Consider the following 25,233-nt stretch of genomic DNA (forward strand, 5'->3'; position numbering starts at 1 on the left):
TTGCTTCAAAAAGGAGGTGCAGCATGAGCCGGAATCAAATCAAAAAAGATGTCTCCACCAGTACCCGAAGAGCGATCATTGATCTGTTAAAGGAACGGGGGGGCATGGATGTTGTGGCACTCTCCTCGCAATTTTCGTTGTCTGGAATGGCTATTCGTCAGCATTTGAATGCGCTGAAGGAAGAAGGTTTGGTGACGAATGTGGAAGAGGCCCGTCCCATGGGCCGACCCACCAAGCTATGGATCTTAACTCCCGAGGCCAATCGTTTTTTCCCAACCGGCTATTCGGATCTGTCCATCAGTCTCATCCTTTCGATGAAAGAAGCTTTTGGTAATGAAGGGCTGGACAAGCTGCTGGATGTTCGAAATAAAAATATGCAGGAACAATATCTGCAGCATCTTGGCGCTGCATCGGATATTAGAGAGAAATTGGAGAAACTGGCCGAGATCCGAACGAATGAAGGTTATATGGCCGAGGTGAAGGAGCAGGAGGATGGCAGTCTCTTATTCATCGAGAAGCATTGTCCGATCTGTGAAGCTGCTGCTGTATGTACCGGGTTATGCAAGAATGAATTACATTTATTCAAGACGGTTCTAGGGAATGACGTTTCTATTGAACGGGGGGAGCACATTTTAAAGGGAGGAAGAAACTGCATCTATACCGTTAAGCAGAATACGCCGTGACAACAAAGAGCAACCTCACTCGGAGATTGCTCTTTGTTGTTATTTCAGGCTTGCATCGTCCGATCCCATACAGCGGATTCCCGCAATATAGGTATTAATCAGCCGGGTGAGAGTCACATTCAGGTCAAGCGGCATTCCAAATCCGCCTTGATGCTCCAGGGTAGACAATCCATGCAGGATACTCCGTAGTCCACGGACAGCATGCAGATTGCCTTCCTCATCCAAACCGAACGCGGATATCATTTGGATGATGAGCGTCAGGATCTTTGCACTCGCCGCCTCCAGAGCGGTATCCCCCTGTTCGGGTGCTTGGAGCGTCGTCTGGTAGAGCCCCGGGTGTGCTCTGGTGAATCCGAGGTAAGCCTGACTCATGGCATGTAAGGCTGCTTCTCCACTGAGCCCCTCCGTTGCCTGCGATATAATCTCATACAGCTGCTCCAGACCATATACCGCCATTAAGGTACGCAGCCCCGCGAGCCCGTTAATGTGATTATAGAGCGACGGGGAACGGACCCCCAGCTTCGCGGCTAATGCAGCCAGCGTCACTTCCCCGATCCCGTATTCATCCGCCAGCTCTGCGGCTGCCAGCACCAGTGTGTGCGTATCCAGACCTGCTCTAGCCATGTACCCTCTCTCCTCTCTTAACTGCCCCTTCAGCCTCAGCCGCCGCCCGCTTCATCGCTTCCACCGGATCTCTGAGCAGATCCCCGTGTCCTACCGCCAGTACAGCAGGGGCAAGATCAATCAGCTTGTAAGCACTAACCAGGGCTTGCTCCAGACTCCAGGTCGCCATGGCCGGAAAAGGAAACCACGGGACCTTCTTGCCGGACACCGCCGTGGCCCGGAAGGTCTGGAACGCATCACCAACGATCAGCGCTCCACTGCGCCGATCCTGGAAAGACATCGATCCCGGCGTATGTCCGGGAGTGCTGAACGCCGTCAGGGAGCCGATGGTATCCCCGTCATGCAGCAGGATGTCGGGCCGAGTCACTATTTTGCCGGGGACGCTGCCCTTAATGGGAGTCTGCTGCTCCCCGGCTCTTAGCGAGCGGTCACCTGCCAATAGCGCGGCATCCCGCTCCGAGATATACACCTTAGCCTCCGGCACCCGCTTCTTCAAGGCATCGAGCGCCCCGACATGATCCATGTGGCCATGAGTCAGGATGATGCGGGTCAGCGGCTTACCGAGCCTGGCAGCCTGACTCAGAATCCCTTGCAGACTGTAGGACATTCCTGCATCTATAAGTGTAAGCTCCTGTTCCTCTTCGACCAAATAACAGTTCACCGGAAACACACTCGGCAGCCACGTTAACTGAAACAAATCGCCTTCTTGTGTCACTCTCATTGGTTCTCCCCCTCAAAACTAATCTTATTAGTTTAAATATAAACTAATAAGATTAGTTTTGCAATAGCTATTTGCCCATATAAAAGTGAACGGCTTCCACAGCGGTGTGGCGACATCCAGTCCTTGCTCCTCGCGCCAGTCCAATGTGATCGGTTTTTCACTTACATTGGGTCCGCCCCCCTCGCAGCCCATTATCTCCTGAACAGCCAAAAACACCACCCGCAATGGATGGTGTCCTGAATGTTCTATGTTATCGATTTTTTATACCCTTCTATACATTTCTTCCGGTCAGCCAAACCGGCCCATGATATATTCCTGAGTCATCTGGTTCTCGGGGTTCGAGAAGACCTTCTCGGTCTTGTCGTATTCCACCAGAGAGCCGAGATAGAAGTAAGCGGTATAATCCGAGATCCGTGCGGCCTGCTGCATGTTGTGGGTGACGATCACGATACGCAGCTGCTCCTTCAGCTCCTTGATCAGCTCCTCCACCTTACCGGTCGATACCGGGTCAAGCGCCGAAGCCGGCTCATCAAGCAGCAGGATCTGCGGGTTAACCGACAGCGCCCGGGCGATACACAGACGCTGTTGCTGTCCGCCGGAGAGCGCCAGAGCGGAGTCCTTCAAGCGGTCTTTGACCTCGTCCCAGAGGGCGGCGCGGCGCAGGCTGCTCTCTACGATTTCATCCAGCGCCTGCTTGCCCTTAATGCCATGATATTTCGGGCCGAAGGCGATATTGTCGTAGATCGATTTATAGAATGGATTCGGCTTCTGCCAGACCATGCCGATCTTTTGCCGCAGCTTGATGACATCGGTGCCCGTAGCATTGATATCCACCCCGTCAATCCAGATGCTGCCTTTGGTGGTTGAGCCGGATATATCGTCATTCATCCGGTTCAGTGAACGGAGAAAGGTGGATTTCCCGCAGCCCGAAGGGCCGATTAGTGCCGTTACGGTATTCTGGGCAAAAGGCAGGCTAATCCCCTTAACCGCCTCATACGTGCCATAATAAATACTCAGATCCTCCGTTTGAAACGATTCGCGCACCACTGGTTCCGCTATTCCCATCTCTTACTCCCCCTAAAAGTTATGATTGCTTGTGTATAACAACCCTAGCTCATTCTCTTGGACGCAGTGAGCTTGCGGTAGATGAATCTGCCGAAGTAGCGGGCCGCCAGATTGAAGATTAATACGGTCAGCACCAGCACAGCCGAAGCCCCTGCGGCAATCTGCAACGCATCCGGTGCCAGGCCTTCACTGTTGACCTTCCAGATATGCACCGCCAGCGTCTCCGCCGGGCGGAACGGGTTGAGCGGCGAGGAAGGGCTAAGCGGATTCCAGTTGCTGAAGTCCAGGCGCGGACTGCTCATCCCTGCGGTGAACATCAGCGCAGCCGCTTCACCGAACACACGGCCGGCCGACAGGATCGTGCCAGTGATAATGGTCGGCAAGGCTACCGGAAGCAATACCGAAGTTACGATCTTCCACTTGGATAATCCAAGCGCGAAGCCTGCCTCCTTCTGCTGCTTGGGCACTGTGCGGAAGGCCTGCTCCGTAATACGCACCATCAGCGGAAGGTTGAAGAAGGTTAACGCAAGGGCACCCGAGATTAGGGAGAACCCGAGATTAAAGGTGTTGACGATCAGCAGGAGGCCGAACAGACCCACGATAATCGACGGGAAGGATGACAATACCTCCACGACCAGCCGGATGAAGTTGGTCAGCTTGCCGGGACGGGCATACTCGGCCATGAAGATTCCGGCACCCAGCCCCAGCGGCACGGTGATGATCAAGGTCAGCACCAGCAGGAACAGGGAGTTGAATAACTGCGGCCCGACGCCTCCGCCTGCGCGGATCTTTTGCGGTGCCGAGGTCAGGAAGTCCCAGCTGATATGATTGAAGCCGCGGATCAGGATATATCCGAGCAAGCTAATCAGGATCGCTACAATCAGCAGCGCGAAGGTTACAATAACGACAGTGGCTATTTTGTCAGCAGTTCTCGGCTTCAAATTCTATTTCTCCTTTCGAGCATTCTCACCAGCAGGACGAATACGAAGGTCATCAGCATCAGCACCAGCGCCATACTCCACAGCGCATTGTTCTGCGGTGAACCCATCGTTGTATTCCCCATGCCCAGCGTGATTACACTGGTAAGAGTGGACGCGGACTCGAACAGCGAGTGAGGCACGAACGGCGCGTTACCGATAACCATCTGCACGGCAAGAGCCTCGCCGAAGGCGCGGGCCATGCCAAGGACTACCCCCGTCATAATCGCCGGGAAGGTCGTCGGGAGAATAACCCGGGAAATCGTCTGCCAGCGAGTGGCACCGAGCGCAAAGGAAGATTCTTTCAAGTTTTGCGGCAATGAAGCAAGCGCGTCTGCAGCCACGCTGGTAATCGTCGGCAGAATCATGACCGACAGCACTAGCGCGCCTGCAGCCACCCCGATGCCCTGTCCGGGCAGCGTATCCCGCAGAAAGGGAACAATGACGCTTAAGCCTACGAATCCGTAGACAACGGATGGAATGCCTGACAGTAGCTCGATGACCGGCTGCAGCAGCTTTTTACCCCAGCCCGGTACAATCTCCGTCATGAAGAGTGCAGCGCAGATGCTGAGCGGACTTGCGATAAGCGCAGCCAGCAGGGTTACCAGGAAGGAACCCGAGATGAACGGGAAGGCCCCGTACGAAGGTGTGTCTGCTTCAGGCGACCATTTCGTGCCGAACAGGAACTCTGATACCTTGACCTCTCCGTTCACGAAGTTAGCCACGCCTTTGGAGGCTACGAAATAGACCATGGATACAATGATGACAATGAGCAGCAGCACGCAAAAGGACATATAAATACGTCCGATTAAATTCTCGATATGATGTTTTTCCAGCCGCTTGTTTGTTGGTTGTCCCCTCAAGATGCTCCCTCTTTCTAAAGTGAAAAGAGAGGCAGAAGAACTCCGCCTCTAATCACATTAAAGTTCAAATCATTTAACCTTGTGAACCGGTGCTGCTTATTTAGGTGTTACAGTACCGGCAACATCACGGGATACCTGCATTTTGGAAGCCGGAATGTAGCCAAGCTCTACAACGTCGCCAGTCTGTACTTCATCCGTCAGGAAGTAATCCAGGAACGCTTTTACCGTCTCGTTAGGTTCACCGTTAGTGTACATGTGCTCGTAAGCCCACACCGGATATTTACCGGCCACTACGTTGTCTACAGAAGGCTCAACGCCGTCATAGCTTAATGTTTTCACGGAATCATCCAGGTAGGACAGCGCCAGATAACCGATAGCTCCCGGTGTTTCGCCGATCATTTTCTTAACTGTACCGGAGGAATCCTCCTGGATCGAACCCTTCAGATCCTCGGTTTTGGTGCCAAGGGCGAAGCTCTCGAAGGTAGCACGGGTACCTGAGCTTGCCGGACGGTTAATGATCTGGATGGCCTGATCTGCACCGCCGACCTCTTTCCAGTTCGTGATTTTACCGGTGAAAATGTCCACCAGCTGCTGCTTGGTCAAGCTGTCTACGCCTGCCTTCGGGTTGCTTACTGCCGCAATCGCTACAACCGCTACCTGGTGATCGACCAGTTCAGCCGCTTTCGCTGCATCCTTCAGCTTCTCTTCGGCGAATACATCCGAGTTCCCGATATCCACTTGCTTCTCAGAGACCTGAGTCAAGCCCGTTCCGCTGCCGCCGCCCTGAACCTGAATGTCCACGCCTGCATTAGTATCCATGAATTTCTCAGCTACCTGCTCTACGAGCGGCTGGAGTGCTGTGGAGCCTGACGCCAGAACCGAACCGCTAAGCTTCGCACCGCTGCTGGATTCTGTGTTTGTAGCAGCTGGTGTATTCCCTCCGTTATTGGTTGTTGCCTTATTTCCCCCGTTGTTTCCGTTGCCGCATGCTGATAGTGCCAGTACGCTTGTAAGAGTCAGAGCCATGATCCACGATTTTTTGAATTGCATTTGTTTTTTTCCTCCTAAAGGTTTTGTGAGTGTCTGCTGCGTTCCATCTGCTTCGTACAAAACTCACTTGGGAAGCATTATTGTGTCTATCAGCGTCTCTTCTGACTCTTCTTATTCTAGGACCCGTTCGTTAGATAAAAGTACTGAGTTTGTAAAACGAAAGATAAAAGTTATAATATAAATTAAATAATTCAATAGAGATAATCTATATTGAAACAACAATAGCGGTCTTTTGGCCCCATCCCCGGAGGAATCTTGATGAACCTTGTAAAGCTGCAAATCTTAGTTCTTATCGAAAAATATAAAAAAGTAACGGATGTAGCCGCCGAGATGAATCTTAAGCAGCCTACCGTTTCCTTCCATATGAAAAGCCTTGAAAGCGAGCTTGGCGCTTCCCTGTTCCAGTTCCGGAGCGGCCGGGTCCTGCTGACGGATGCCGGACGCGCCTTGTATCAGTATGCGGTCCGCATTGTCTCGCTTAGCGCTGAGGCGGAGCGGACCGTCAAGCAGTTCACCTCGCTCGCCTCGGGGAATCTGGAGCTTACCGCCAGCGATATCCCTGCCAGTTATCTTGTGCCCAAACTGCTGTCCCAATTCACGCAGCGTTATGACGGGATCGATGTATACTTGTCCGTGCTGCCGGATGATGTGATCCGGGAGCGTCTGCGCAGCCGGGAGATCCAGCTCGCCGTGCTGCACAGTGCGGAGGGCCAGGATGATTCCTTCCATACGGAGGTGATTGCTGAAGAGGAGACGGTACTGGCCTTTGCGCCGGAGCATCCCTTCGCCGGCCAGCAGGAGCTAACGGTTGAAGCAGTGGCCCGCGAGCCTTGGGTACAGCATGAAGCCGCTTCCTTCCTGCGCGGAATCTCCGACCAATGGGCACAGCTCAATAACGTCAGAGTATGGAACCATGCGGTTCTGGGCTCGCCGGAGGCGGTCAAGGGAATGCTATGCACAGGCAGAATGGTGGGGGTGTTCTCCCGTTCGGGGATTGAGGCTGAGGTCTCGGCGGGCCGTCTGGCTTATGCCAGGCTGCCGGGAATTCTTCCGGCTGACGGCTCCTTTGTACTGGCCTGGCGCAAGGACTATACGCTGTCCCCGCTCCAGCAGGCTTTGGCCGGGATGGCTGCGGATTCAGCGGCTCCAGCTCTGAAGTGAATTTAGACAGTCAGGGAAGGCCAATACGACAAAAAAGTATCCCCGGAGCGCCTGTGGTACCGCGCTAACGGGGATACTTTGAGTTGGTGAGACTGTTATTTTTTGACGGCAACCAGGGTGAAGGTCTTGGGGATGCCCTTATCGTACACCTCGGACGACAGGTTGGGCTCCTCCGCCAGTTCCTTAATGACCAGCCCGCTGGCAGCAGCAGCAGTAACCAGCTCACCCAGCGTCCAGCGCCGCCAGTAGACTACCTTCGGCTTGTCCGCCGCTGCCGCAGCTCCTGAGGACGGCATGTATTTGGAATAGGACACCTGCTTCTCTTCAAGCGATGTATCAAAATAATCCCCGCTCACCTTATGCTTGCGCACCTTGGCCGTCGATCCCTTGGAGGAGATCAGCTTGGTCGTTACCGGATGGAAATCCCGCAGCACGAATGTCCCGCCCGGTGCCAGCAGCTGGTATGCTGTAGCCATGAACGGAGCCAAATCCGTAAAATAATGAACAATCCCCATTTCGGCAAAAACCACATCATAAGAGCCGTTAAGCAGCGCTTCCGGCAGCTCCAGGACATCCGACACGATATAGTCAAGCTGCACTCCGGCCGCCTGCGCGAGTTCACCGGCATAACGGGCATTGGCCTCCGAGAAATCCGCTACCGTCACCTCTGCCCCCAGCAGCCCCAGTGCCACCGCCTTCATACCGTTAGAGCCCATCAGATTCATGATTGTGCGGCCCTTCACTTCACCGAGATAGGTATTCAGCGGATAAAGCTTCCCCGCAGGGTCCCTCCGCAGCTTCTCCGCAGCCTCGGCAGGGGTTCCGAACCGGCTAGTCCAGGCTGCATAAGTATCCTCATTCCACAGCTCCTCACTGCTGGGTCCCGCCTCCTTATTGAAGCCATCCGGTTCCTTCTGATCATGTTCATTCATTGCTTTCGTTACCCCTTTATCTATTGGTCTATATAATATAATCGCAATTGCCTAAGAAGCGTCCGGCAGAGCCTGCCTGAGCTTCAGCGCTTTCCTGCGCCCGGCATACAGATAGACGCCCAGCCCGGCCATAACAAGCACGCCTCCCGCCCACTGCAGGCCGCTAAGCTGCTCACCGAGCAGCAGGAAGGCAAGAATGCTTGCGCCGACAGGCTCGCCCAGAATATTCATTGAGACGGTAGTCGCCGACGTATATTGCAGCAGCCAGTTGAACAGGATATGGCCGAAAACGGTCGGCACCACCGCCAGCAGGACGAAGATGCCCCATTCCCGGGCCGGATAATCGAAGAACGGTATGCCGGTTACGAGATTGTAGACGGCAAATACAGCGGCCGCAGCGATAAATACAATCAGGCTGTACAGATAAGACGGCATACGCGCCACCAGCTTTTGTCCAAGCAGCATATGTGCGGCTACCGCTACGGTTCCGCCTACCGACAGCATGTCGCCCTTCAGATTCTCAGCAGACAAGCCAATGTCTCCCCAGCCGATAAAAGTAACGCCGAAGATGGCAATCGCCATCCCCAGAATGGCAGAGATCGAGTTACGCTCTTTATACAGTATGTACGCACCGAGCATAATGAATAACGGCTCCAGCGCCATAATCATTGTCGAGCTGGCCACCGAGGTATAATTCAGCGAGCCCATCCAGAGCAGGAAATGCAGGGCAAGCATGACACCGGACACGGCCAGCAGCAGCCAGTCCTTCCGGCTCAGCCGGAACACTGCTCCGCTATAGGGACGGGCGAACGGCAGCATCAGCAGAGAAGTGAACAGCAGCCGGTACATCCCTTGAACCGATACAGGCGCGGAAGACCACTTAATGAAGATAGAAGAAAATGAAATGGCCACAATTCCAATGACCATCAGGAGAGGCACGGGAACGGGCGGTTTATTGGTACGCATGACAAAACGCCCCTTCATAGGATGTAAGACTCATTATGTTAATTTAACGCAAATGGACGAAAAATGCAGCTTTTTTTTACAAGGGAAGCGGCTTAGCTGTCTTTTTAAGAAAAGGCACGGAATCCGCCTATAACGGGTCCCATGCCTTATCGATGCTCAACTGACAGAGGCTGCTCCCCTGTTACGGCTTAAGCACTACCTTGATACAGTCCTCTTCCTTCTCCTGAAATACCTTGTAGCCATGCTCTGCCCGGCTGATCGGCAGGCGGTGAGTGATAATATCTGTAGGATCGAACTTGTTCTCCTTGATCATCTTATACAGCTCAGGCATATAATGAATCACAGGAGCCTGTCCCATCTTCAGTGTGATATTGCGTTCAAACAGATGACCCAGCGGGAACATATTGTAATTCAGGCCATAGACGCCGATTAACTGGATGGTGCCGAACTTGCGGACCACCTCAGAGGCGATGCGGAAGGCCCCCAGTGAGCCGCCCTGCAGCATCAAGGCCGTCTCCACCTTCTCCACCACCGTCTTCTTGGCATCCAGTCCCACACAGTCAATCACTACATCAGCTCCGCCGCGCGTAATCTCCTTGAGGTTCAGCTCCACATCCTTGGTCCGTTCGAAATTCACCGTCTCCACGTTATTCGTCAGCTTCGCATGCCGGAGCCGGTAATCCAAATAGTCCACTGCTATGACCCGGGACGCGCCTTTCATCCAGGCGAATTTCTGTGTCAGCAGGCCAACCGGGCCACAGCCGAGCACAATGACAGTGTCACCGGGCTTCACTCCGGCATTCTCGACGCCCCACCAGGCAGTCGGGACAATATCCGAGAGGAACAGCAGCTTCTCATCCTCCATCTCAGCGTCCTCCGGGACGACAAACGGCCCGAAGTTGCCGTAAGGCACACGCAGCAGCTCCGCCTGCCCTCCGGCGAATCCGCCGTAAGAGTCCGAGTAGCCCAGGTAGCCGCCGGTATCCTTGGCATCATTGGCATGATCACATTGGCTCTCCATCTCATGCTGGCAGAAGAAGCATTGACCGCAGGCTACATTGAACGGGACAATGACCCGGTCGCCCTTCTTGACCCGGGTCACCTCCGGGCCCGCCTCTTCCACAATTCCCATAGGCTCATGCCCGATAATGTAATCATCATGCATCCCCGGAATTTCCCCGTTATAGATATGCAGGTCAGAGCCGCAAATAGCGGTTGAGGTGATGCGGACCAGGATGTCGTCCTTCTTCTCCAGCCGCGCATCGGCGACCTCCTTGACCTCTACCTTCTTCTTGCCTTGATACGTTACAGCCTTCATCAGTGTGGGTCACTCCTTCGGAAGTAAAGTTATGGACATAGCAAAATAGCTTAGCAGCCATACTATGGTATAACCCCAAATCCTCCGGATTTATCCGTGCAGCAGCGGAGAATACATCATCAGTGCGTGGTTCTCGGCCACCACCTCATCTCCGGCCAGCTCTCCGCTATGCGTCAGCACCCTGCGGCGGATGGCATTACGGCGGATGTACCCGCCCCACGGCTCCAAGCTGATCCGGTGCCCATCTTCGTAGACCTCATAATGATAGAGCTGCTGTCCTTCACAGCGCCATTCGCCATGCAGATGAGTCTCATCCAGATACAGCCTAAGCTGATAAGCATGCTGAGTGTCATTGCGCAGCTGGAGATCCAGATAATTATAGGCACAGGTCGCCCCGCTGCCAAAAGGCTGAGTCCGCTGCTCATCAGGGAAGACATCATAGCTGTGCCGGTGCCGCTCGGTAACCGTCAGCGGGGTATGCAGCGTCATCCAGTAGATCAGATTGGACAATTGGCAGAGTCCGCCGCCAGTGCCGGAATGGAACCCGCCGTAATGAAGCACCATTCCGTCGAGGTAGCCTTTTCTTCGTGTAGGCTTGCCGATCCTGCGCCAATAGGAGAAGGTCTCGCCCGGTTGGATTACAAGTCCGTCCAGCTTCGCAACGGCCAGTCTCAGGTTCACAATTTTGTTGTGCTGGAGCTGCATATCGACATTGCGCAATTTGCGCAGCAGCGGTGTAGCATGACTGGCCGCCTCATACGGCAGGGCTTCACTGCGCTGCTCTTTGGCCAGACGTCCGCTTGCCGTGATCCATTTCCAGTACCTTTTCCAGGTGAAATAACGTTTGCCTGCATACAATCTCAGCTTGGAACGCCGGATGGGCTTCATGTTGTTGATTGCCGAATTCATGGAATGATTGCCTCCCTCTTCCACATTATTGTTCAATTATAGTACAACTGAACCTGCCGGAAGCTACAATTCTGTCCTATTTCTGATTACAGCAAAAGACCGGACTCCCTTGTATCGGAAGCCCGGCCATCGGTAACTCTATTCATATTCAGCCCGGCAGCAGGGCTATTTCCCCCGCTTATTATGCCAGATCAGCGCATGCAGCTGCGGCAGCACCCGGGCGCGGTTCATCTGCGGATCGGCAATGACCTGCCCGAACAGCCATTCCAGCCGCCCCAGCAGACGGCCTGAGATGTCGCCTTCCTCGGTGACGTTGTCGTTGCCCGGCTGAAGGAACAGCGGGACCTCAGGATACCTGAAATGTACCTTACGGGCATATTCATAATCCTCCTGGTTAAAAACAACGACCTTCAGGCTGTGTGCAGCCTTGCCCGTATTAGCGACTCTATGCATAATCTCATCCAGCTTGTCCCAGTCCGTGGCCATCCCGGAGCTGGGCGGCTTGGGGCTGATCGTCAACACATCCACATCGCTGAACCAGTCCTGCCACCGGCTGCCCTGCGTCTCGATCGCCGCCTGGATGCCGCGTTCGTGGAGCAGGGAGATGAACTCTCCCATCGCCTCCCCGATCAGAGCCGGATTCCCCCCGGAGATGGTGACACAATTGAAATTCTCTCCCGCCAGTTCCAGCAGCCCGGCGAGAATCTCCTGCGGCGTAAGCATCGTCACTTTATCCTTGGCCGAGCCGTCCCAGGTGAAGGCGGAATCGCACCAGCTACAGCGGTAATCGCAGCCGTAGGTGCGGACGAACATCGTTTTGACGCCAATGACCGCCCCTTCCCCCTGGATCGTCGGGCCGAACATTTCGATGACCGGAATTCTACTCATGGTCACAGCCTCCATACAGCCGGTAAGCCGGTCCCTCTTCAGGAATATCCGCAGCCAGCACCTCTGCCCAGGAGGTCGGTGTCTCCCATAGCTTAACCGAATACACCGGCAAGGCAGCGCGCTTCAGCTCATGGGCAATGTATGCCGACATATTCTCCGCCGTTGTGCGGAACGACAGCAGAGCCACCTTGGAGCCGGTTGCGGTAAGTGAATCCAGCACAGGCTCATTGCCCATCGCCAGAAAAGCATGATCCAGCCGGTCCACTACAGTCTGCTTCACCATCCCTTTGATATCGCTGAAATCAATGACGAATCCTTCATCCGACTGGCCCTCCTCCATGGAGGGTACACCCTTCAGGACTACCTCAAGCCTATAGGTATGCCCATGCAGATTGCTGCATTTCCCCTTGTGTCCGATCAGCTGGTGAGCGGCGTCGAAGGTGAAAATTTTGCAGACGGCTACTTCGCCCCGCATTATAATCCCGCCTCCCGGCGCTCTGCCTCGTATTGCTCCAATCCCCGCTTACGCAGGAGGCAAGCCGGACAGGTCCCGCAGCCGCTGCCGATGATTCCGTTATAGCAGGTCAGTGTATGCTCCCGGATATAATCGAACTGTCCCAGCTCATCCGCCAGCTTCCAGGTTTGCTTTTTGTCCAGCCACATCAGCGGGGTGTGAATAACGAACTCAACATCCATCGACAGATTAAGCGTGACATTCAGTGACTTCACGAATACATCCCGGCAGTCCGGGTATCCGCTGAAGTCCGTCTGGCAGACCCCGGTAATAATGTTGGCGTAGCCGAGCTGCTTGGCCAGAATGGCCGCGAAGGACAGGAACAGCAGATTGCGTCCATCCACGAAAGTGCTGGGCAGCTCTTCTCCTTCACCTGCGGTAATGTCAATATCGTCCCGGGTCAAGGCGTTCGGAGCAAGCTGGTTCAGCAGCCCCAGATCGAGAATATGTTGCTTCACACCGAACTTCGCGGCAATGGCCTTCGCGACTTCAATCTCGGCGGCATGGCGCTGATTATAATTGAATGTGACCACCTGAACCTCCTGGAACTGCTGTAACGCCCACGCCAGGCAGGTTGTGCTGTCTTGGCCGCCGCTGAAGACGACTAATGCTTTTCTATTTACCATACTGATCTCTCCTCCTTATTGCTCTGTGAAGCTGGCTCCTGCCGGATTAACGGTTGTCCACTTTCTCGGGATACAGATCATGATTCATCAGCCGGTGTTCGGCCATCGCCTCATATTTGGTTCCCGGACGCCCCCAGTTGCAGTAAGGATCGATGGATATGCCGCCGCGCGGTGTGAACTTGCCCCACACCTCGATATAACGCGGCTCCATCAGGGAGATCAGATCATTCATGATAATGTTGACACAGTCCTCATGGAAATCCCCATGATTGCGGAAGCTGAACAAGTAGAGCTTCAGTGACTTTGATTCCACCATGCGGATGTCGGGGATGTACGAGATATACATCACCCCGAAATCCGGCTGCCCGGTAACGGGACACAGGCTGGTGAACTCGGGACAATTGAATTTGACGAAATAATCACGGCCGGGATGCTTGTTGTCGAACGCCTCCAGAATCCCCGGATCATAGCCGAATTTGTACTGCGTGCCTTGGTTGCCCAGCAGGGTAACCTCCTGCATTTCCTCTTGCATTCTGCCTTCTGACATAACAAAAAACCCCTCTCTTTTCCTTAGGCCACTGGCCTGTACTGGAAAGAAGAACGAGATTTCGAAAACCTGGCTCTACTAAGAACGCCTTAGTTTTTTATAGAGGGAGTTCGCGAACCTCTCCTGCGCGCGGCGCAGATTCCTTCTTTATCTTGATGCTATACACTTATGCTGATACGTAGGTGCGTCTTGAACTATACCATGAGTGCAGCGGACTTGACAACCCTCACAGCTGATCCAGAATCAGTGAGCACAGCAGCCCCATCGCAGCGATGAACCCCGTAAGCGGACCGCTGTCTTCATAAGCTTCCGGCATCATGCTGGAAGAGATCATAGCGATAATTCCCCCTCCGGCAAAAGATGCAATCATCGCTTCTGTGAACCCGCTCGCATGATCCATGAACAGGTAGCCTGCACCGGAAGCCAAGGTGGAGATGGCCAGTACGCCGAGCCACAGCAGAATGATTTTACCTTTGCCATAGCCGTCTTCCTTCAGCCCTGCAGCGCTTGATAAGCCTTCGGGAATATTACTGATGAAGATGGCAATGACCAGCAGCACACTAACGCCCTGGCCCGCAATGAGACTTGCACCGATCATGATCGATTCAGGAATAGCATCCAGCACGGTACCGGCAAAAATAGCCAGGCCACCGCCCTTGGCATCGCTCTTCCCGGAAGAATCTTTCGCGGACTGCTTGCGTCCGCCTTTGCCTTGTCGCGAGATTAACCAGTCGAACACCGTGAACACCAGAGCTCCAGCAGTGAACCCGATGATCGTTGGGGCCAGCCCGCCGTCACTTGCAGAATCCTCTAACAATTCATACGCCGCCGCGCCCATCAGCACCCCGGTACCGAACGCCATAATGAAGCCGATCAGCTTCTTCGGAATCCGTAAGAATAAGGCCAGCAAGGCGCCGATCAGGACTGCCGAGCCGGACACGGCGCCCCATAGCAATGCGCTTCCCATTCGATTCACCTTCTTGAAGGATATTGGCATCATGACAATGCATAAGAATAGTTTACACACGAACGAGGCAAGGCAAACACCCTGCATAGTACAACAATTAACCCTGGGAGCAGCAAATAGCACGGATTCATTTGCACTCAAAGGGGTAACTTAGAATTAACAATCTCTTACTAACCGAAGGATGGGATCATACTATGGAAGCAAACGTACAGAAGCTTATAGACTGGCTGGAAGCCCGGAAGGATACAACACTTATCATCGAAAAACGGGAGCTGGACGATCTGGACACCGTCCATTTCAAGCTGGAGACTGTTGATTACCGGAACGCCGACGATGTTATTGATGATTATCTGGACAGCGCAGTCATTCTGCGCGGTACCGGCAGCACGATGAATGCGGACGGCGAGCTTGTGCCCCTGCCGCAGCCAGGATATGAGCTGGCTGTAAGCGGACTGCAGCTTCATGAAGTGTCCGAAGCCAAGGTGGATCTGCAGACGAGCCGGGCGAAATATTCGCTGGCCGTAAGCTGATCATCCGGAGGGCAGCGGCCACAAGAATCCAAAGAAGGTGCAGTTCTACGCCGGTATGTTGGCGTAGAACTGCACCTATTTTTGCCAATGCTGTGGCTTACAATTCTTCTCCGATGATCTCCACTTCAGTCTCCAGCTCCACATCGAACTTATGCTTCACCGCTGAGCGTACATGCTGGATCAATCCGATATAATCACTGGCCGTGGCATTGTCGGCATTGATGATGAATCCGGCATGCTTGCGCGACACCTCAGCGCCGCCGATACGCGTACCCTGTAGGCCGCTCTCCTGAATTAGCTGTCCGGCGAACCGGCCCGGCGGCCGCTTGAATACACTGCCGCAGGACGGATACTCCAGCGGCTGCTTCGATTTCCGCAGATACGTTAACTCATCCATGGAAGCCTTGATCGCGGCAGGATCGCCTGGAAGAAGCTTGAATCTGGCTTCCAGTACAATATATTGTCCGCTGGAGAAGAGGCTGGTACGGTATCCCCATTCCAGCTGGTCGCTGTGCAGGGTAAGGAGCTGGCCGTTCTGATCCATCACAAGCGCACTGTGCAGCACATCCTTCACTTCCCCGCCGTAGGCTCCCGCATTCATATATAGCGCCCCGCCTACCGTGCCGGGAATGCCGCAGGCGAATTCCAGACCGGTCAGCTCCTGATTAAGCGCATAGACTGAGACATCGATAATCTTCGCCCCGCACTGCGCGTAGAGCAGGCCGTCACGGATGCCCATCTCTGCCAGATCGGAGGTCTGGAGCACGATACCGCGGATCCCTCCGTCCCGGATAATCACATTGGAGCCGTTGCCGAGGATCGTAAGCGGAATTGCATGATCATGGGCATAAGTAGAGATTCTCTGAATTTCATCATATGTAACAGGGGCAGCCCAAATATCCGCTTCGCCGCCCATACGGGTATAGACCAGATTCTTAAGGCTCTCGCGGCGTTTCAGCGAGCCTGCTGTAACGAGTTGCTGCAAATCCTCATATATGTTGTCAATATTCATTCTTCATGCTCCTAACTCTATGAACAAGATAATGGTGATGCTCATGCTGCCGGGCAATAACGGCTTTCTGCAACCACAACTTTAACAACGAACAGGCTCCCTTGTCAATGACAGGAGCCTGTTAAGAAGCTGCATACAGCATTATTATGATTCAAAATTCCCAAATATACCCTATTCGACTGCTGCTGCGCACTCAGACCGGAATTCCTCACGCCGCGCGGACCGCTCCTCTTCCTTCATCCGGGGACAGGTATAACACAGCCGCCCGCCCTCTGTCCGGTAATACATACAGCAGCGGTTACGCATCTGAACCGTCTGCTGCGGGTCGGTGAGGGACTCGATTCTCCGCACCTTCACCTGGAACGGATTTCGCGGCATCCCGAATACAGCGGCAGGCAGCTCCTCCTTCAGATAGGCGTAATCCTCCTCCATCCGGCGGAGCAGGAGCGGATCAGTAAGCTCAGCGGCGAAGACTTCCGCATAATAATTGAATTTGGTCGGCATCTGACCCCAGATCTCCCCGGGCGAAAGGCCGCTCACCTGTGAAGCCATGCGGATCAGCGGACCGGCCGTGCTCTGGTAGAAGGCGGCGAGCATCTCATTACGCCAAGCCTTCCGGCCAGGCTCATCTGCCGGAGCTTGTCCGATCCCCCATTCACCCAGGGAGAACGCAACACGGCAGTATCCGTTCGCCGGAACAAGATGCAGATGCAGATTCCGTAAGCTGAAGTCCGGTACGCACAGGAAGCCGGTCACGGAATACTGGACAGCAAGTGCAATAATGCTTAAGTAACCGCCGAAGTACGCACCGGCTGCTTTATCATCGAGCGCCTTCATCAGCGGCCGGTAAGCCTCCATGAAAGCCGCCATCCCAGCCTCTTCCACCAGTTCAGCAGCGGCGAAGGAATGTACAGTCCCCTCCGGTACCGCAGGATGGAGATCGAACTTGGAGCTATATTCTTGCATCAGATGATCATTCATGCTGCCGTCCACTCCCCGCTTGCACAATTCTGTATCATCCAGCCTACAACCCGACTGCCTTATAGGCCGCCAGCTCGTAAGGCAGACAGAGCGGGACCCCTGTACGCGGGTCAGGCACAATATCCGCCTCAATGCCGAATACCTCACGCAGCACCGCCGGGGTCATTACCTCGTTCGGAGCGCCTTCACTGATCACATTGCCGGATTTGATCGCTACCATATGCTGCGCGTACCGGGAGGCATGGTTCAAATCATGGACAACCATTATGATCGTCCGGCCTTCCTGCTCATTCAGCTTCTGCAGCAGCTGAAGCACCTCCAGCTGATGGGCCATGTCCAGGAAGGTCGTCGGCTCGTCAAGGAACAGAATTTCCGTCTGCTGGGCCAGCGCCATGGCAATCCAGGCCCGCTGCCGCTGTCCGCCGGAGAGCCGGTCAATCGGACGGTCGCGGAATTCATTCATGCCGGTCAGGGCAATAGCATCGGCAATGATGCTGCGGTCTTCAGGCGTCAGGCTGCCGAACCCCTTCTGATGCGGATACCGGCCGTATCCCACCAGCTCGGATACTGTCAAGCCATCCGGGGCAGTCGGGTTCTGCGGCAAGATCGCCAGCTGGCGGGCTACCTCTTTGGTGGACAGGTTATGAATGGACTTCCCGTCCAGCATCACACTCCCGCTCTTCGGCTTCATAATCCGGGCCATTGTCTTCAGAATCGTGGACTTCCCCGAGCCGTTCGCCCCGACGAGCGCCGTAATCTTCCCAGTCGGAAGCGACAGATTCAGCTCCTTTACAATCATGGTCTCCGCATAGCCGATGCTCAGCTGCTCTGTATTTAAACGTTCCGACATGATATACACTCCTTAGAATTTATATTGGTAGAACTACCTATGTTAAGCCTTCGCTGTTGCCATAAGATATAAAAAGTACGGGGCTCCGATGATCGCCACCACAATACCTGCCGGCACCTCTGCCGGCTGCAGAATCCAGCGCCCGATGGTATCTGCCGCAAGCAGCAGCAGGGCTCCAATCAGGGCAGCCGCAGGCAGCATGATCTGATGGCGCGGGCCGACCAGCCTGCGGGCCAGATGCGGCGCGATCAGTCCGACAAAGCCAATGCTTCCGCTTACCGATACACAGGCTCCTGCAAGTGCCACCGCCGCCGCCAGCAGCCACCGCCGTTCCCGTTCGAGCGGCAAGCCCAGTCCCTTGGAGAGCTCATCGACCAGGTTCAGCACATTGAGCACCCGGGCTTTGTAGAACGCGAAGGGCAGCAGGATTACTATCCAGGGCAGCAAGGCCAGCACAAAGCGCCAGTCTCCGCCCCAGATTTTGCCGGCCAGCCAGATGGCGACGAACTGATAATTCTGCGGGTCCAGTCTTAACGACAAAATGAGCTGAAACGCATATATCCCGGCCCCTACGGCAATCCCGATCAGAATCAGCCGCGTAGGCGAGAGCCCGTCGGCCTTCCTGTAAGACAGGAAATAGACCAATGTTGCTGTAAGCGAGGCCCCCGCCAGCGCCAGCAGCGGAAGCACGAAGATAGGAGCTGCTGTAGTAGCCGGTACAAAGGAGATAAAGATCAGTACGGCGAATCCGGCTCCGGCATTGATCCCCAAGGTGGAAGGCTCGGCGAGAGCATTGCGCGACAAGCCTTGCAGAATGGACCCGGCCACCGCAAAGCCCGCACCAATCAGCAGGGAGATCACGATCCGCGGCAGCCGGAAATCAAACAGAATCAGCTGCTGCTGCTTGGTACCGTTGCCGGACAGGGTATGTAGAACTTCGAGCGGTGATAAACGCATGAATCCGGTATTCATACTGACCAGAAACAGAATGACGATAAGCACAGCAAGCAGTGTAAGAATACCGGCATCTCTGGAACGGTGCGGCTTCGCCGGGGGGTATGACATGGTCCTGTTCATTGCAGCTCCCCCTTGCGCTTACTGGCCAGATAGATGAAGAACGGTACACCGAATACTGCAATCAAGGCCCCTACCGGTGTCTCGTACGGCGCATTAATCATTCTGGCCGCAATATCGGCAACCATGACCAGAATACTGCCAAGGACTGCGGAGCAGGGAATAATCCAGCGGTAGTCCACCCCAACGAGATAACGCGTGATATGCGGAACCATTAATCCGACAAAAGCGATCGGGCCCACAGTGGAGACCGCCGCTCCGGCGAGGATGACCACGATAACCATCCCTGTGGTCTGTACCAGACGGGTGCGCTGCCCCAAGCCTGCGGCAACATCCCGGCCCAGGCTTAACAGTGTAATGGAACGTGAGAGCATCAGCGAACCGATCAGGGCTGCCGCGACCCAAGGAGACATAATCTGCAGCTGCTTCCAGCTCGCTCCGCCAATCCCTCCTGCCATCCAGAAGGCGATATCCCGGGAGAGACTGAACAGAATGGCAATACCCTGGCTGACCGCCAGCAGCATGGCACTTACTGCTGCACCGGCGAGAGTCAGACGAAGCGGGGTCAGCCCGGTATGAGAGAGTGAACCGATCCCGAACACCAGCAGCGAGGCCACAGCCGCTCCAATGAAGCAGTACATCATGATGTACGTGAAGGATAACGAAGGTGCGAAGGCAAAGGCCAGGGCCAGCCCAACGCCCGCTCCGGCATTAAGTCCGAGCAGCCCGGAATCCGCCAGTGGGTTGCGGGTCATCCCCTGCATGATCGCACCGGCAACGGCAAAGCATGCGCCGACCAGTGCTCCTGCCGCAGCCCGGGGAATCCGCAGCTCCCGGATGACCTGATGCTGCGGCAGCTCCGGATTGAACCGGAAGACCGCCTCCCATACGGTAGCCAGCCGGATATCCGCCGCACCGACCGATACGGATATCATCAGGCCGAAGAGGATCGCGGCGATCCCCAGCACCAGAATCACAGCCGCGGCAACCGGCCGCGACCGGACAGGCGGGTTCCCTTCATCAGAAGGAGCTTGTGGAGCAGAATGTGTGGATGAAGCCATACGCCGTCTCCTTATCAGAATTATTAGGGATATATAGATGATTATGATTCTCATTATCGCAAAGATATGAATATTGTTCAACCCGTTAATAGACAAAAAAGAGGCAGGCGTTTATATCCCGGGGATATAACCACCTGCACGGTAACAGAGTTATTTTACAAAACTGCTCAAAATATCATCAATGGTCTTGGAATTGGCTATAGGACCGCTGTACAGCCAGCTGGTATCTTTGCTGAATTCGTGGACATTCCCTGCCTTAACGGCCGGAATCCCCTTCCAGACCGCCCCATCTGTAATCTCGGCTCCGTCTGCCTTGTCACTGTTCACCAGAATGATATGCTCTGCAGTCAGCTCGGACAATTTCTCAAGTGAAATCGGATTCCACGGTGCTCTGGACTCCGCAGGAATCTCGGTCACCAGATTCGGGAGCTTCACTCCAAGATCGCCATATAATACTGCACCGCTGCTGCGGGTCTCGTCAACAATGAAGAAATTCTTGGACACCAGCCACAGCACAGCTACGGAATCATCACCGATTGCCGCAGAGACAGCAGCTTTGGCTGAGGCCGCCTTTTGATCATAATCAGCTATAGCCTTCTCTGCTTCCGGAGTCTTATTCAGCAGTTCACCGATCTTGAGCAAGGCTGCGCGCCAGTCACTGCTGACTTTGTCGCCGAGTACATAAGTGGGTGCGATTTTGTTCAGCTGGTCATAGAGACCGTTCTGAACGGAGCCTTCCGACTGGACGATGTGGAAATCCGGCGTGAAGCTGGTGACGGCTTCCAGCGGCAGGTCATAGCTGATCGGCGGAACGTCCTTAAGCTCAGCGGCAAGGTAAGCCTGAGTACCGTTCTTAGTAGACCACTGGGCAACCGGAGTCACGCCGAGTGCCACCAGATAATCCTCCAGATAAGAAGCAATGACACGCTGCGGATTAGCAGGGACGGTCACCTTATGCCCCATGGCATCCGTTACAGTCTTCTCCACGGCGGCTGCGACGGTTGCTGCCGGCGCCATAGTAGCCTCCACCGTTGCCGTTGGCGCGGCAGTTGCTGCACCGTTACTGCCTGCATTGCTATTATTATTTCCACAAGCGGACAGCAGCAGCGTTGTAGTCATAAGTCCGGCCACCGCCAGTTTCCCGCTTATTGATCCTTGCAGGTTGAACGAAAACATTGAATTCCCTCCTGTATGTTGCCTTCATGATTGGCAAAAGTCCTGTTACCTTTACCTTGTCTATACTGATGATATTGATTCTCATTCTCTATGTCAACCAATAACTTAAAATAACGTCAAAACGGCCGTCTCCGCATCAAGCAGAAACAGCCGTTTATCGTTTATATAATAAGGAAGCTTTATTTATGCAGGTGATACGGAACCGTGGCGATTACAATATCCTTCTGATTCATCAGATAAGAGCGGATGAACAAGCTGGTCTGATTATGCAGTACAGCCTGCCACCAGTGCTTGGTTACGAACTGCGGAATCAGGACGGTAATATGATCTGTTGAAGCGGTCTTCCATTCTACCGTATCGATGAATTTCACCAGCGGGCGGATAATGCTGCGGTAGCGGGAGCGCAGGACAATCAGCCGTACTCCGGGGTTCCACTCCTCCCACTTCTGTTCCATCTTGTGAATCTCTTCTTCATCGAACCCTACATATACAGCGACCACATTATTGGTCAAGGACTTCGCATAGCTGATCGAATGCAGGACAGCGCGGGTTACACCGGCGACAGGAACGACAACGGTGCTTCCTTTGATACAAGGCTTGTCGGTAGCCGGACAGATCCGCAATTGGTCGGCAATATTCATATAATGGCGGTGAATCCGGTGGAACACGATGATCACAACCGGCAGGAAGATGAAGGCCATCCACACGCTGGAGAATTTGGTGATAATGAAGATCAGTGTAATTGTTAACGTGGTGAGCATACCGACCGTATTCACGGCGAACTTGCTCTGCCAGCCTTTCGGCTTCGTTCTGTACCATTGGACCATCATTCCCAGCTGCGACAGCGTGAACGGAATGAATACCCCTACTGCATATAAGGGAATGAGTCCTTCCGTATTCCCGTGAAATGCCGCTACCAGCACAGCCGACATCACGCCGAGGAAAATAATCCCGTTAGAGAAGCCCAGCCGGTCGCCGCGTACCATGAACGCATGGGGCAGATATTTGTCTTTGGCGAACATGAACGCCAGCAGCGGGAAGGCCGAGTACGCCGTATTGGCTGCCAGGAACAGGATCACCGCCGTAATGCCCTGGATGAAGAAGTACAGCCCGCCCCGTCCGAAGGTAGACTCGGTAATCTGTGAGACTACCGTGGCCTTCTCATTAGGCATGATGCCGTACCAGTAAGCGAGCAGCGTAATGCCTGTGAACATCACCCCGAGAATGAGGCCCATAAGCATCAGCGTTTTGGCTGCATTTTTCTCCGCCGGCGCTTTGAAGTTAGGAATGGCATTGGAGACCGCTTCTACCCCGGTCAGGGCGGAACAGCCGGAGCTGAACGCCTTCAGCAGCAGGAACATACTCACGTTCGACACTGCCGAACCAATCTCGGGAACCTGGGCATGAGCCCCGCCGGTTGCATATTTGATGAACCCCGCGATAATCAGCACGAAGATGGAGACGACGAACAGATAGACCGGGATGGCGATGAAGGAAGCCGATTCGGTCACCCCGCGCAGGTTGACAATCGTTAAGAGCAGAATAACGGATACCGCTATAAGTACACTATGATTATGAAGATTTGGAAAAGCCGAAGTGATCGCATCCGTCCCCGCCGAGGCGCTTACCGCCACCGTCAGAATGTAATCCACCAGAAGCGAGCCGCCGGCCAGTAAGCCGGTATGAACCCCAAGATTGGTCTTGGCCACGATATAGGCACCTCCGCCCTGCGGATAAGCGAAGATCGTCTGCCGGTAGGACAGAATCAGAATGGCCAGCAAGCCCAGTACGGCTAATGCAATTGGCAATGAGTACCAGATAGCGGTGAACCCGGCGGCCACCAGTACAATCAGAATTTGTTCTGTTCCGTAGGCTACAGACGAGAGCGCATCAGAAGACAGAACAGCCAGTGCTTTCACCTTGGATAACTTTTCATGATCGAGTTCGTTCGACTTCATCGGACGCCCGATCAATAGTCGTTTTACCTTGCTTACCATTGTAGTAACAGTTCCTCTCTTGGTTAAGTTGAAACGGGGTTTCCGTGCGCTGTTTTCATAAGTGGATTTCATAAATGCAGGCAACAAAATAAGCATACGGAAATGATCCGCATGCCTTAGAGTGCATGGTCATTATCCCACTAGTGGCTTACGAGGTTAGCTGGCGGATTCGGACTGTGGTAGCCCTACGGTTACAGGCCCTTGCGGCCTGACCGATTCACCCCTTTTGGCCTTGGCCAAAGTGTGGTTCCCCCGTTTTTCCTTCCGGAAAATTCAGCGCATATTCAACTTCTCACAAGGACTAATATTAAGCTACAATACGTCTTCCGTAAAGCGTGGAAACAAATGAAAAAAGAATGAAAAGAACTCAAAACAACCAAATCCATCATCCGGTATGTCCTGATCTTTCATTCTCTTTCATTATCCCTGTAACACGTGATTTTACAGGGTTTTTGCTTATTATTTTTTGCTAAAATTAAGGGTATTCTCTTCTCTTCCTTCTGCCCGGCAGCTTCTTACTCCGCGTCCTCTTCTTTGCGGCCGTTCCAGAGCAGAATGGAGATTAAAGCAAAGGCTATCAGTGCCAGCAGAGGGATCGTTATAAATCCGAACCAATTCAGATAATCCTTGTTGCACGGTACGCCGATGGTACAGGGAAGCACCTTGCTGAGCGCCGGTATTTTCTGCTCCGCATAATGATAAATAGAGATGCTGCCGCCGATCAGACTGAGGGGGAGCACATAAGGAATGATCCGCTTGTCCGCCCGGTAGGTGGCGATCCCCAGCAGGAACAGCTGCGGGTACATGAAGATACGCTGGAACCAGCACAGCTTGCAGGGCTCGTAATGAAGGACCTCACTGAGATACAGGCTTCCCGCTACAGCAACCACACAGACGAACCAAGCCAAGTAGAGACAGTTACGCCGGCAGAAGGCAGAGAAGGCGGTCATGGGGTAGTCGCAGCTCCCGCTGCTGCCTGGATCTTGGCGTCAATCTCCTCCATATCGAACGGCTTCTGCACCTTGATGCCGTTCACGAACAAGGAAGGCGTATTCGTTACGCCCGCATCGGTGCCGGCCTTAATATCCCTGTCCAGCTCCTTCTCGTAGGTGCGTTCATCAATATCCTTGCGCAGCAGGTCGTAATCCACTGGCAGCTCCAGCTGCTTGGCGAGACTAACCAGGAAGTCAGGCGTAGCCCATTCTTTGTCCTCTGCACCCTGATTCGCATAGATGGCATCGAAGTATTTCCAGAAGGCTTCCTGATTCTGGTGATAGACCGACCGCGCAGCCAGTGTGGCTGTTCTGGAATCCGTACCGAGGAAGGCCAGGTTCACGAAATAGAAGGCTGCTTTATCCTGATCCACATACTGCTTAACGATCTGCGGCTTAATCCCTCCTGTAAACTGGGCACAGGCTGGGCACTTATAATCGCCGAACTCGACAATCTTCACCGGAGCATCCTCCTTGCCAAGCCGCAGCATTTCACTGTAATTGAAGGCCAGCGGCTTACTGTCTGAGCCGGCAGGCGAAGAATCCTTCGAAGCCAGCATGAATAATCCTACAAAAATAATGATGACGATGGCTACCGTACTCACGATCAGAATTCTCGTCTTCTGCTTCTGCTGCTCCAGCTCTGCCCTGCGCTTCTCCTGCTTGCTCATTTGAGGAGCCGTGACATGGTTTTTTTTCGTTTTGCTCAAAGAGAGTTCCTTTCCGTCCTCTGGACTGTCGTGATAAAA

The 25,233-nt window shown here is 54.1% G+C and carries 27 protein-coding genes and 2 riboswitches; of the genes, 3 read left to right on the forward strand and 24 right to left on the reverse strand.

Features of this window, described 5'->3' with window-relative positions; genetic code table 11:
• Positions 1–23: 23 nt before the first annotated feature.
• Positions 24–683 carry a helix-turn-helix transcriptional regulator gene (locus MHH28_RS07245; protein ID WP_405113456.1) on the forward strand — a complete coding sequence of 220 codons (660 nt, stop codon included), beginning with the start codon at positions 24–26 and terminating at the stop codon, positions 681–683.
• A gap of 39 nt (positions 684–722) precedes the next feature.
• On the opposite strand, the gene MHH28_RS07250 is transcribed toward MHH28_RS07245, so the two are convergent.
• From MHH28_RS07250 to MHH28_RS07275, 6 genes are all read right to left on the reverse strand, one after another.
• Positions 723–1,307: a WHG domain-containing protein gene (locus MHH28_RS07250; protein ID WP_405113458.1), complete on the reverse strand. Its 585-nt coding sequence runs from the start codon at positions 1,305–1,307 to the stop codon at positions 723–725.
• Positions 1,300–2,028 carry an MBL fold metallo-hydrolase gene (locus tag MHH28_RS07255; RefSeq protein ID WP_405113460.1) on the reverse strand — a complete coding sequence of 243 codons (729 nt, stop codon included), beginning with the start codon at positions 2,026–2,028 and terminating at the stop codon, positions 1,300–1,302. Before MHH28_RS07255 ends, MHH28_RS07250 begins: the two co-directional genes overlap by 8 nt.
• A 288-nt stretch (positions 2,029–2,316) precedes the next feature.
• The gene (pstB, locus tag MHH28_RS07260; RefSeq protein ID WP_405113462.1) at positions 2,317–3,093 is read right to left on the reverse strand and encodes a phosphate ABC transporter ATP-binding protein PstB; all 777 of its coding nucleotides are present in this window, start codon (positions 3,091–3,093) and stop codon (positions 2,317–2,319) included.
• Positions 3,094–3,137: 44 nt separating this feature from the next.
• Positions 3,138–4,034 (reverse strand): phosphate ABC transporter permease PstA, encoded by an 897-nt coding sequence (pstA, locus tag MHH28_RS07265; RefSeq protein WP_405113464.1) that lies wholly within the window; start codon positions 4,032–4,034, stop codon positions 3,138–3,140.
• Positions 4,031–4,864, reverse strand: a complete 834-nt coding sequence (gene pstC / locus MHH28_RS07270; protein ID WP_379256465.1) for a phosphate ABC transporter permease subunit PstC — start codon at positions 4,862–4,864, stop codon at positions 4,031–4,033. The genes pstA and pstC overlap by 4 nt, the downstream gene beginning before the upstream one ends.
• Positions 4,865–5,029: 165 nt before the next feature.
• A complete protein-coding gene (locus tag MHH28_RS07275; protein WP_405113466.1) occupies positions 5,030–5,983 on the reverse strand; it encodes a phosphate ABC transporter substrate-binding protein PstS family protein in 954 nt (317 codons plus the stop codon).
• 258 nt (positions 5,984–6,241) lie between these two features.
• On the opposite strand from MHH28_RS07275, the gene MHH28_RS07280 reads away from it, so the two are divergent.
• A complete protein-coding gene (locus MHH28_RS07280; protein WP_405113468.1) occupies positions 6,242–7,144 on the forward strand; it encodes a LysR family transcriptional regulator in 903 nt (300 codons plus the stop codon).
• Between the two features lie 95 nt (positions 7,145–7,239).
• On the opposite strand, the gene MHH28_RS07285 is transcribed toward MHH28_RS07280, so the two are convergent.
• The 9 genes from MHH28_RS07285 to MHH28_RS07325 all read right to left on the reverse strand — a co-directional run bounded on the left by MHH28_RS07285 (position 7,240) and on the right by MHH28_RS07325 (position 14,811).
• Positions 7,240–8,076, reverse strand: a complete 837-nt coding sequence (locus MHH28_RS07285) for a class I SAM-dependent methyltransferase (RefSeq protein WP_405113470.1) — start codon at positions 8,074–8,076, stop codon at positions 7,240–7,242.
• A 51-nt stretch (positions 8,077–8,127) separates the two neighbouring features.
• Complete coding sequence (locus tag MHH28_RS07290; RefSeq protein WP_405113472.1) at positions 8,128–9,042, reverse strand: DMT family transporter; 915 nt, start codon at positions 9,040–9,042, stop codon at positions 8,128–8,130.
• A gap of 181 nt (positions 9,043–9,223) precedes the next feature.
• Complete coding sequence (locus MHH28_RS07295; protein ID WP_405113474.1) at positions 9,224–10,360, reverse strand: zinc-dependent alcohol dehydrogenase; 1,137 nt, start codon at positions 10,358–10,360, stop codon at positions 9,224–9,226.
• Positions 10,361–10,450: 90 nt separating this feature from the next.
• Positions 10,451–11,269: a VanW family protein gene (locus tag MHH28_RS07300; RefSeq protein ID WP_405113476.1), complete on the reverse strand. Its 819-nt coding sequence runs from the start codon at positions 11,267–11,269 to the stop codon at positions 10,451–10,453.
• 165 nt (positions 11,270–11,434) lie between these two features.
• Positions 11,435–12,157: a 7-carboxy-7-deazaguanine synthase QueE gene (queE, locus tag MHH28_RS07305; protein ID WP_405113477.1), complete on the reverse strand. Its 723-nt coding sequence runs from the start codon at positions 12,155–12,157 to the stop codon at positions 11,435–11,437.
• Entirely contained in the window at positions 12,150–12,632 is a 483-nt protein-coding gene (queD, locus tag MHH28_RS07310; RefSeq protein WP_405113478.1) for a 6-carboxytetrahydropterin synthase QueD, read from the reverse strand. The genes queE and queD overlap by 8 nt, the downstream gene beginning before the upstream one ends.
• Entirely contained in the window at positions 12,632–13,297 is a 666-nt protein-coding gene (gene queC, locus MHH28_RS07315) for a 7-cyano-7-deazaguanine synthase QueC (RefSeq protein WP_405113480.1), read from the reverse strand. The genes queD and queC overlap by 1 nt, the downstream gene beginning before the upstream one ends.
• A 46-nt stretch (positions 13,298–13,343) precedes the next feature.
• A complete protein-coding gene (gene queF, locus MHH28_RS07320) occupies positions 13,344–13,844 on the reverse strand; it encodes a preQ(1) synthase (RefSeq protein WP_036726570.1) in 501 nt (166 codons plus the stop codon).
• Positions 13,845–13,927: 83 nt separating this feature from the next.
• Positions 13,928–13,971, reverse strand: a riboswitch (PreQ1 riboswitch).
• A 99-nt stretch (positions 13,972–14,070) separates the two neighbouring features.
• Positions 14,071–14,811 (reverse strand): ZIP family metal transporter, encoded by a 741-nt coding sequence (locus tag MHH28_RS07325; RefSeq protein ID WP_405113482.1) that lies wholly within the window; start codon positions 14,809–14,811, stop codon positions 14,071–14,073.
• Positions 14,812–15,005: 194 nt separating this feature from the next.
• On the opposite strand from MHH28_RS07325, the gene MHH28_RS07330 reads away from it, so the two are divergent.
• Positions 15,006–15,341, forward strand: a complete 336-nt coding sequence (locus MHH28_RS07330) for a hypothetical protein (protein WP_405113484.1) — start codon at positions 15,006–15,008, stop codon at positions 15,339–15,341.
• A gap of 97 nt (positions 15,342–15,438) precedes the next feature.
• On the opposite strand, the gene murB is transcribed toward MHH28_RS07330, so the two are convergent.
• The 9 genes from murB to MHH28_RS07375 form a co-directional block, all read right to left on the reverse strand.
• On the reverse strand, positions 15,439–16,353 hold the full coding sequence (murB, locus tag MHH28_RS07335; protein WP_405113486.1) for a UDP-N-acetylmuramate dehydrogenase: 915 nt from the start codon (positions 16,351–16,353) through the stop codon (positions 15,439–15,441).
• A 171-nt stretch (positions 16,354–16,524) separates the two neighbouring features.
• Positions 16,525–17,334, reverse strand: a complete 810-nt coding sequence (locus MHH28_RS07340) for a (2Fe-2S)-binding protein (protein WP_405113488.1) — start codon at positions 17,332–17,334, stop codon at positions 16,525–16,527.
• 43 nt (positions 17,335–17,377) lie between these two features.
• Positions 17,378–18,184: an ABC transporter ATP-binding protein gene (locus MHH28_RS07345; RefSeq protein ID WP_405113490.1), complete on the reverse strand. Its 807-nt coding sequence runs from the start codon at positions 18,182–18,184 to the stop codon at positions 17,378–17,380.
• A gap of 42 nt (positions 18,185–18,226) precedes the next feature.
• A complete protein-coding gene (locus MHH28_RS07350) occupies positions 18,227–19,249 on the reverse strand; it encodes a FecCD family ABC transporter permease (protein WP_405116909.1) in 1,023 nt (340 codons plus the stop codon).
• An 8-nt stretch (positions 19,250–19,257) separates the two neighbouring features.
• Positions 19,258–20,319 (reverse strand): FecCD family ABC transporter permease, encoded by a 1,062-nt coding sequence (locus tag MHH28_RS07355; protein WP_405113492.1) that lies wholly within the window; start codon positions 20,317–20,319, stop codon positions 19,258–19,260.
• Positions 20,320–20,469: 150 nt separating this feature from the next.
• Positions 20,470–21,495: an ABC transporter substrate-binding protein gene (locus tag MHH28_RS07360; protein ID WP_405113494.1), complete on the reverse strand. Its 1,026-nt coding sequence runs from the start codon at positions 21,493–21,495 to the stop codon at positions 20,470–20,472.
• A gap of 179 nt (positions 21,496–21,674) precedes the next feature.
• Entirely contained in the window at positions 21,675–23,492 is a 1,818-nt protein-coding gene (locus MHH28_RS07365) for an APC family permease (protein WP_405113496.1), read from the reverse strand.
• A gap of 129 nt (positions 23,493–23,621) precedes the next feature.
• Positions 23,622–23,781: riboswitch (cyclic di-AMP (ydaO/yuaA leader) on the reverse strand.
• Positions 23,782–24,007: 226 nt separating this feature from the next.
• Positions 24,008–24,442 (reverse strand): disulfide oxidoreductase, encoded by a 435-nt coding sequence (locus MHH28_RS07370; RefSeq protein ID WP_405113498.1) that lies wholly within the window; start codon positions 24,440–24,442, stop codon positions 24,008–24,010.
• The gene (locus MHH28_RS07375) at positions 24,439–25,194 is read right to left on the reverse strand and encodes a DsbA family protein (protein WP_405113500.1); all 756 of its coding nucleotides are present in this window, start codon (positions 25,192–25,194) and stop codon (positions 24,439–24,441) included. Before MHH28_RS07375 ends, MHH28_RS07370 begins: the two co-directional genes overlap by 4 nt.
• Between the last annotated feature and the right edge of the window lie 39 nt (positions 25,195–25,233).

It is taken from the genome of Paenibacillus sp. FSL K6-1217 (assembly GCF_045040735.1).
Lineage (GTDB): Bacteria > Bacillota > Bacilli > Paenibacillales > Paenibacillaceae > Paenibacillus_AQ.

What these genes read in the sequence shown, in the direction of transcription:
- MHH28_RS07370 (WP_405113498.1), bottom strand. Translation starts at nt 24,442, where the DNA reads ATGACCGCCTTCTCTGCCTTCTGCCGGCGTAACTGTCTCTACTTGGCT.
- MHH28_RS07345 (WP_405113490.1), bottom strand. Translation starts at nt 18,184, where the DNA reads ATGTCGGAACGTTTAAATACAGAGCAGCTGAGCATCGGCTATGCGGAG.
- queF (WP_036726570.1), bottom strand. Translation starts at nt 13,844, where the DNA reads ATGTCAGAAGGCAGAATGCAAGAGGAAATGCAGGAGGTTACCCTGCTG.
- MHH28_RS07290 (WP_405113472.1), bottom strand. Translation starts at nt 9,042, where the DNA reads ATGCGTACCAATAAACCGCCCGTTCCCGTGCCTCTCCTGATGGTCATT.
- MHH28_RS07355 (WP_405113492.1), bottom strand. Translation starts at nt 20,319, where the DNA reads ATGGCTTCATCCACACATTCTGCTCCACAAGCTCCTTCTGATGAAGGG.
- MHH28_RS07325 (WP_405113482.1), bottom strand. Translation starts at nt 14,811, where the DNA reads ATGGGAAGCGCATTGCTATGGGGCGCCGTGTCCGGCTCGGCAGTCCTG.
- murB (WP_405113486.1), bottom strand. Translation starts at nt 16,353, where the DNA reads ATGAATATTGACAACATATATGAGGATTTGCAGCAACTCGTTACAGCA.
- MHH28_RS07295 (WP_405113474.1), bottom strand. Translation starts at nt 10,360, where the DNA reads ATGAAGGCTGTAACGTATCAAGGCAAGAAGAAGGTAGAGGTCAAGGAG.
- MHH28_RS07350 (WP_405116909.1), bottom strand. Translation starts at nt 19,249, where the DNA reads ATGTCATACCCCCCGGCGAAGCCGCACCGTTCCAGAGATGCCGGTATT.
- MHH28_RS07255 (WP_405113460.1), bottom strand. Translation starts at nt 2,028, where the DNA reads ATGAGAGTGACACAAGAAGGCGATTTGTTTCAGTTAACGTGGCTGCCG.
- MHH28_RS07360 (WP_405113494.1), bottom strand. Translation starts at nt 21,495, where the DNA reads ATGTTTTCGTTCAACCTGCAAGGATCAATAAGCGGGAAACTGGCGGTG.
- queC (WP_405113480.1), bottom strand. Translation starts at nt 13,297, where the DNA reads ATGGTAAATAGAAAAGCATTAGTCGTCTTCAGCGGCGGCCAAGACAGC.
- MHH28_RS07280 (WP_405113468.1), top strand. Translation starts at nt 6,242, where the DNA reads ATGAACCTTGTAAAGCTGCAAATCTTAGTTCTTATCGAAAAATATAAA.
- queD (WP_405113478.1), bottom strand. Translation starts at nt 12,632, where the DNA reads ATGCGGGGCGAAGTAGCCGTCTGCAAAATTTTCACCTTCGACGCCGCT.
- MHH28_RS07245 (WP_405113456.1), top strand. Translation starts at nt 24, where the DNA reads ATGAGCCGGAATCAAATCAAAAAAGATGTCTCCACCAGTACCCGAAGA.
- MHH28_RS07365 (WP_405113496.1), bottom strand. Translation starts at nt 23,492, where the DNA reads ATGGTAAGCAAGGTAAAACGACTATTGATCGGGCGTCCGATGAAGTCG.
- MHH28_RS07340 (WP_405113488.1), bottom strand. Translation starts at nt 17,334, where the DNA reads ATGAATGATCATCTGATGCAAGAATATAGCTCCAAGTTCGATCTCCAT.
- pstB (WP_405113462.1), bottom strand. Translation starts at nt 3,093, where the DNA reads ATGGGAATAGCGGAACCAGTGGTGCGCGAATCGTTTCAAACGGAGGAT.
- MHH28_RS07250 (WP_405113458.1), bottom strand. Translation starts at nt 1,307, where the DNA reads ATGGCTAGAGCAGGTCTGGATACGCACACACTGGTGCTGGCAGCCGCA.
- MHH28_RS07275 (WP_405113466.1), bottom strand. Translation starts at nt 5,983, where the DNA reads ATGCAATTCAAAAAATCGTGGATCATGGCTCTGACTCTTACAAGCGTA.
- MHH28_RS07285 (WP_405113470.1), bottom strand. Translation starts at nt 8,076, where the DNA reads ATGAATGAACATGATCAGAAGGAACCGGATGGCTTCAATAAGGAGGCG.
- queE (WP_405113477.1), bottom strand. Translation starts at nt 12,157, where the DNA reads ATGAGTAGAATTCCGGTCATCGAAATGTTCGGCCCGACGATCCAGGGG.
- MHH28_RS07300 (WP_405113476.1), bottom strand. Translation starts at nt 11,269, where the DNA reads ATGAATTCGGCAATCAACAACATGAAGCCCATCCGGCGTTCCAAGCTG.
- pstC (WP_379256465.1), bottom strand. Translation starts at nt 4,864, where the DNA reads ATGTCCTTTTGCGTGCTGCTGCTCATTGTCATCATTGTATCCATGGTC.
- MHH28_RS07330 (WP_405113484.1), top strand. Translation starts at nt 15,006, where the DNA reads ATGGAAGCAAACGTACAGAAGCTTATAGACTGGCTGGAAGCCCGGAAG.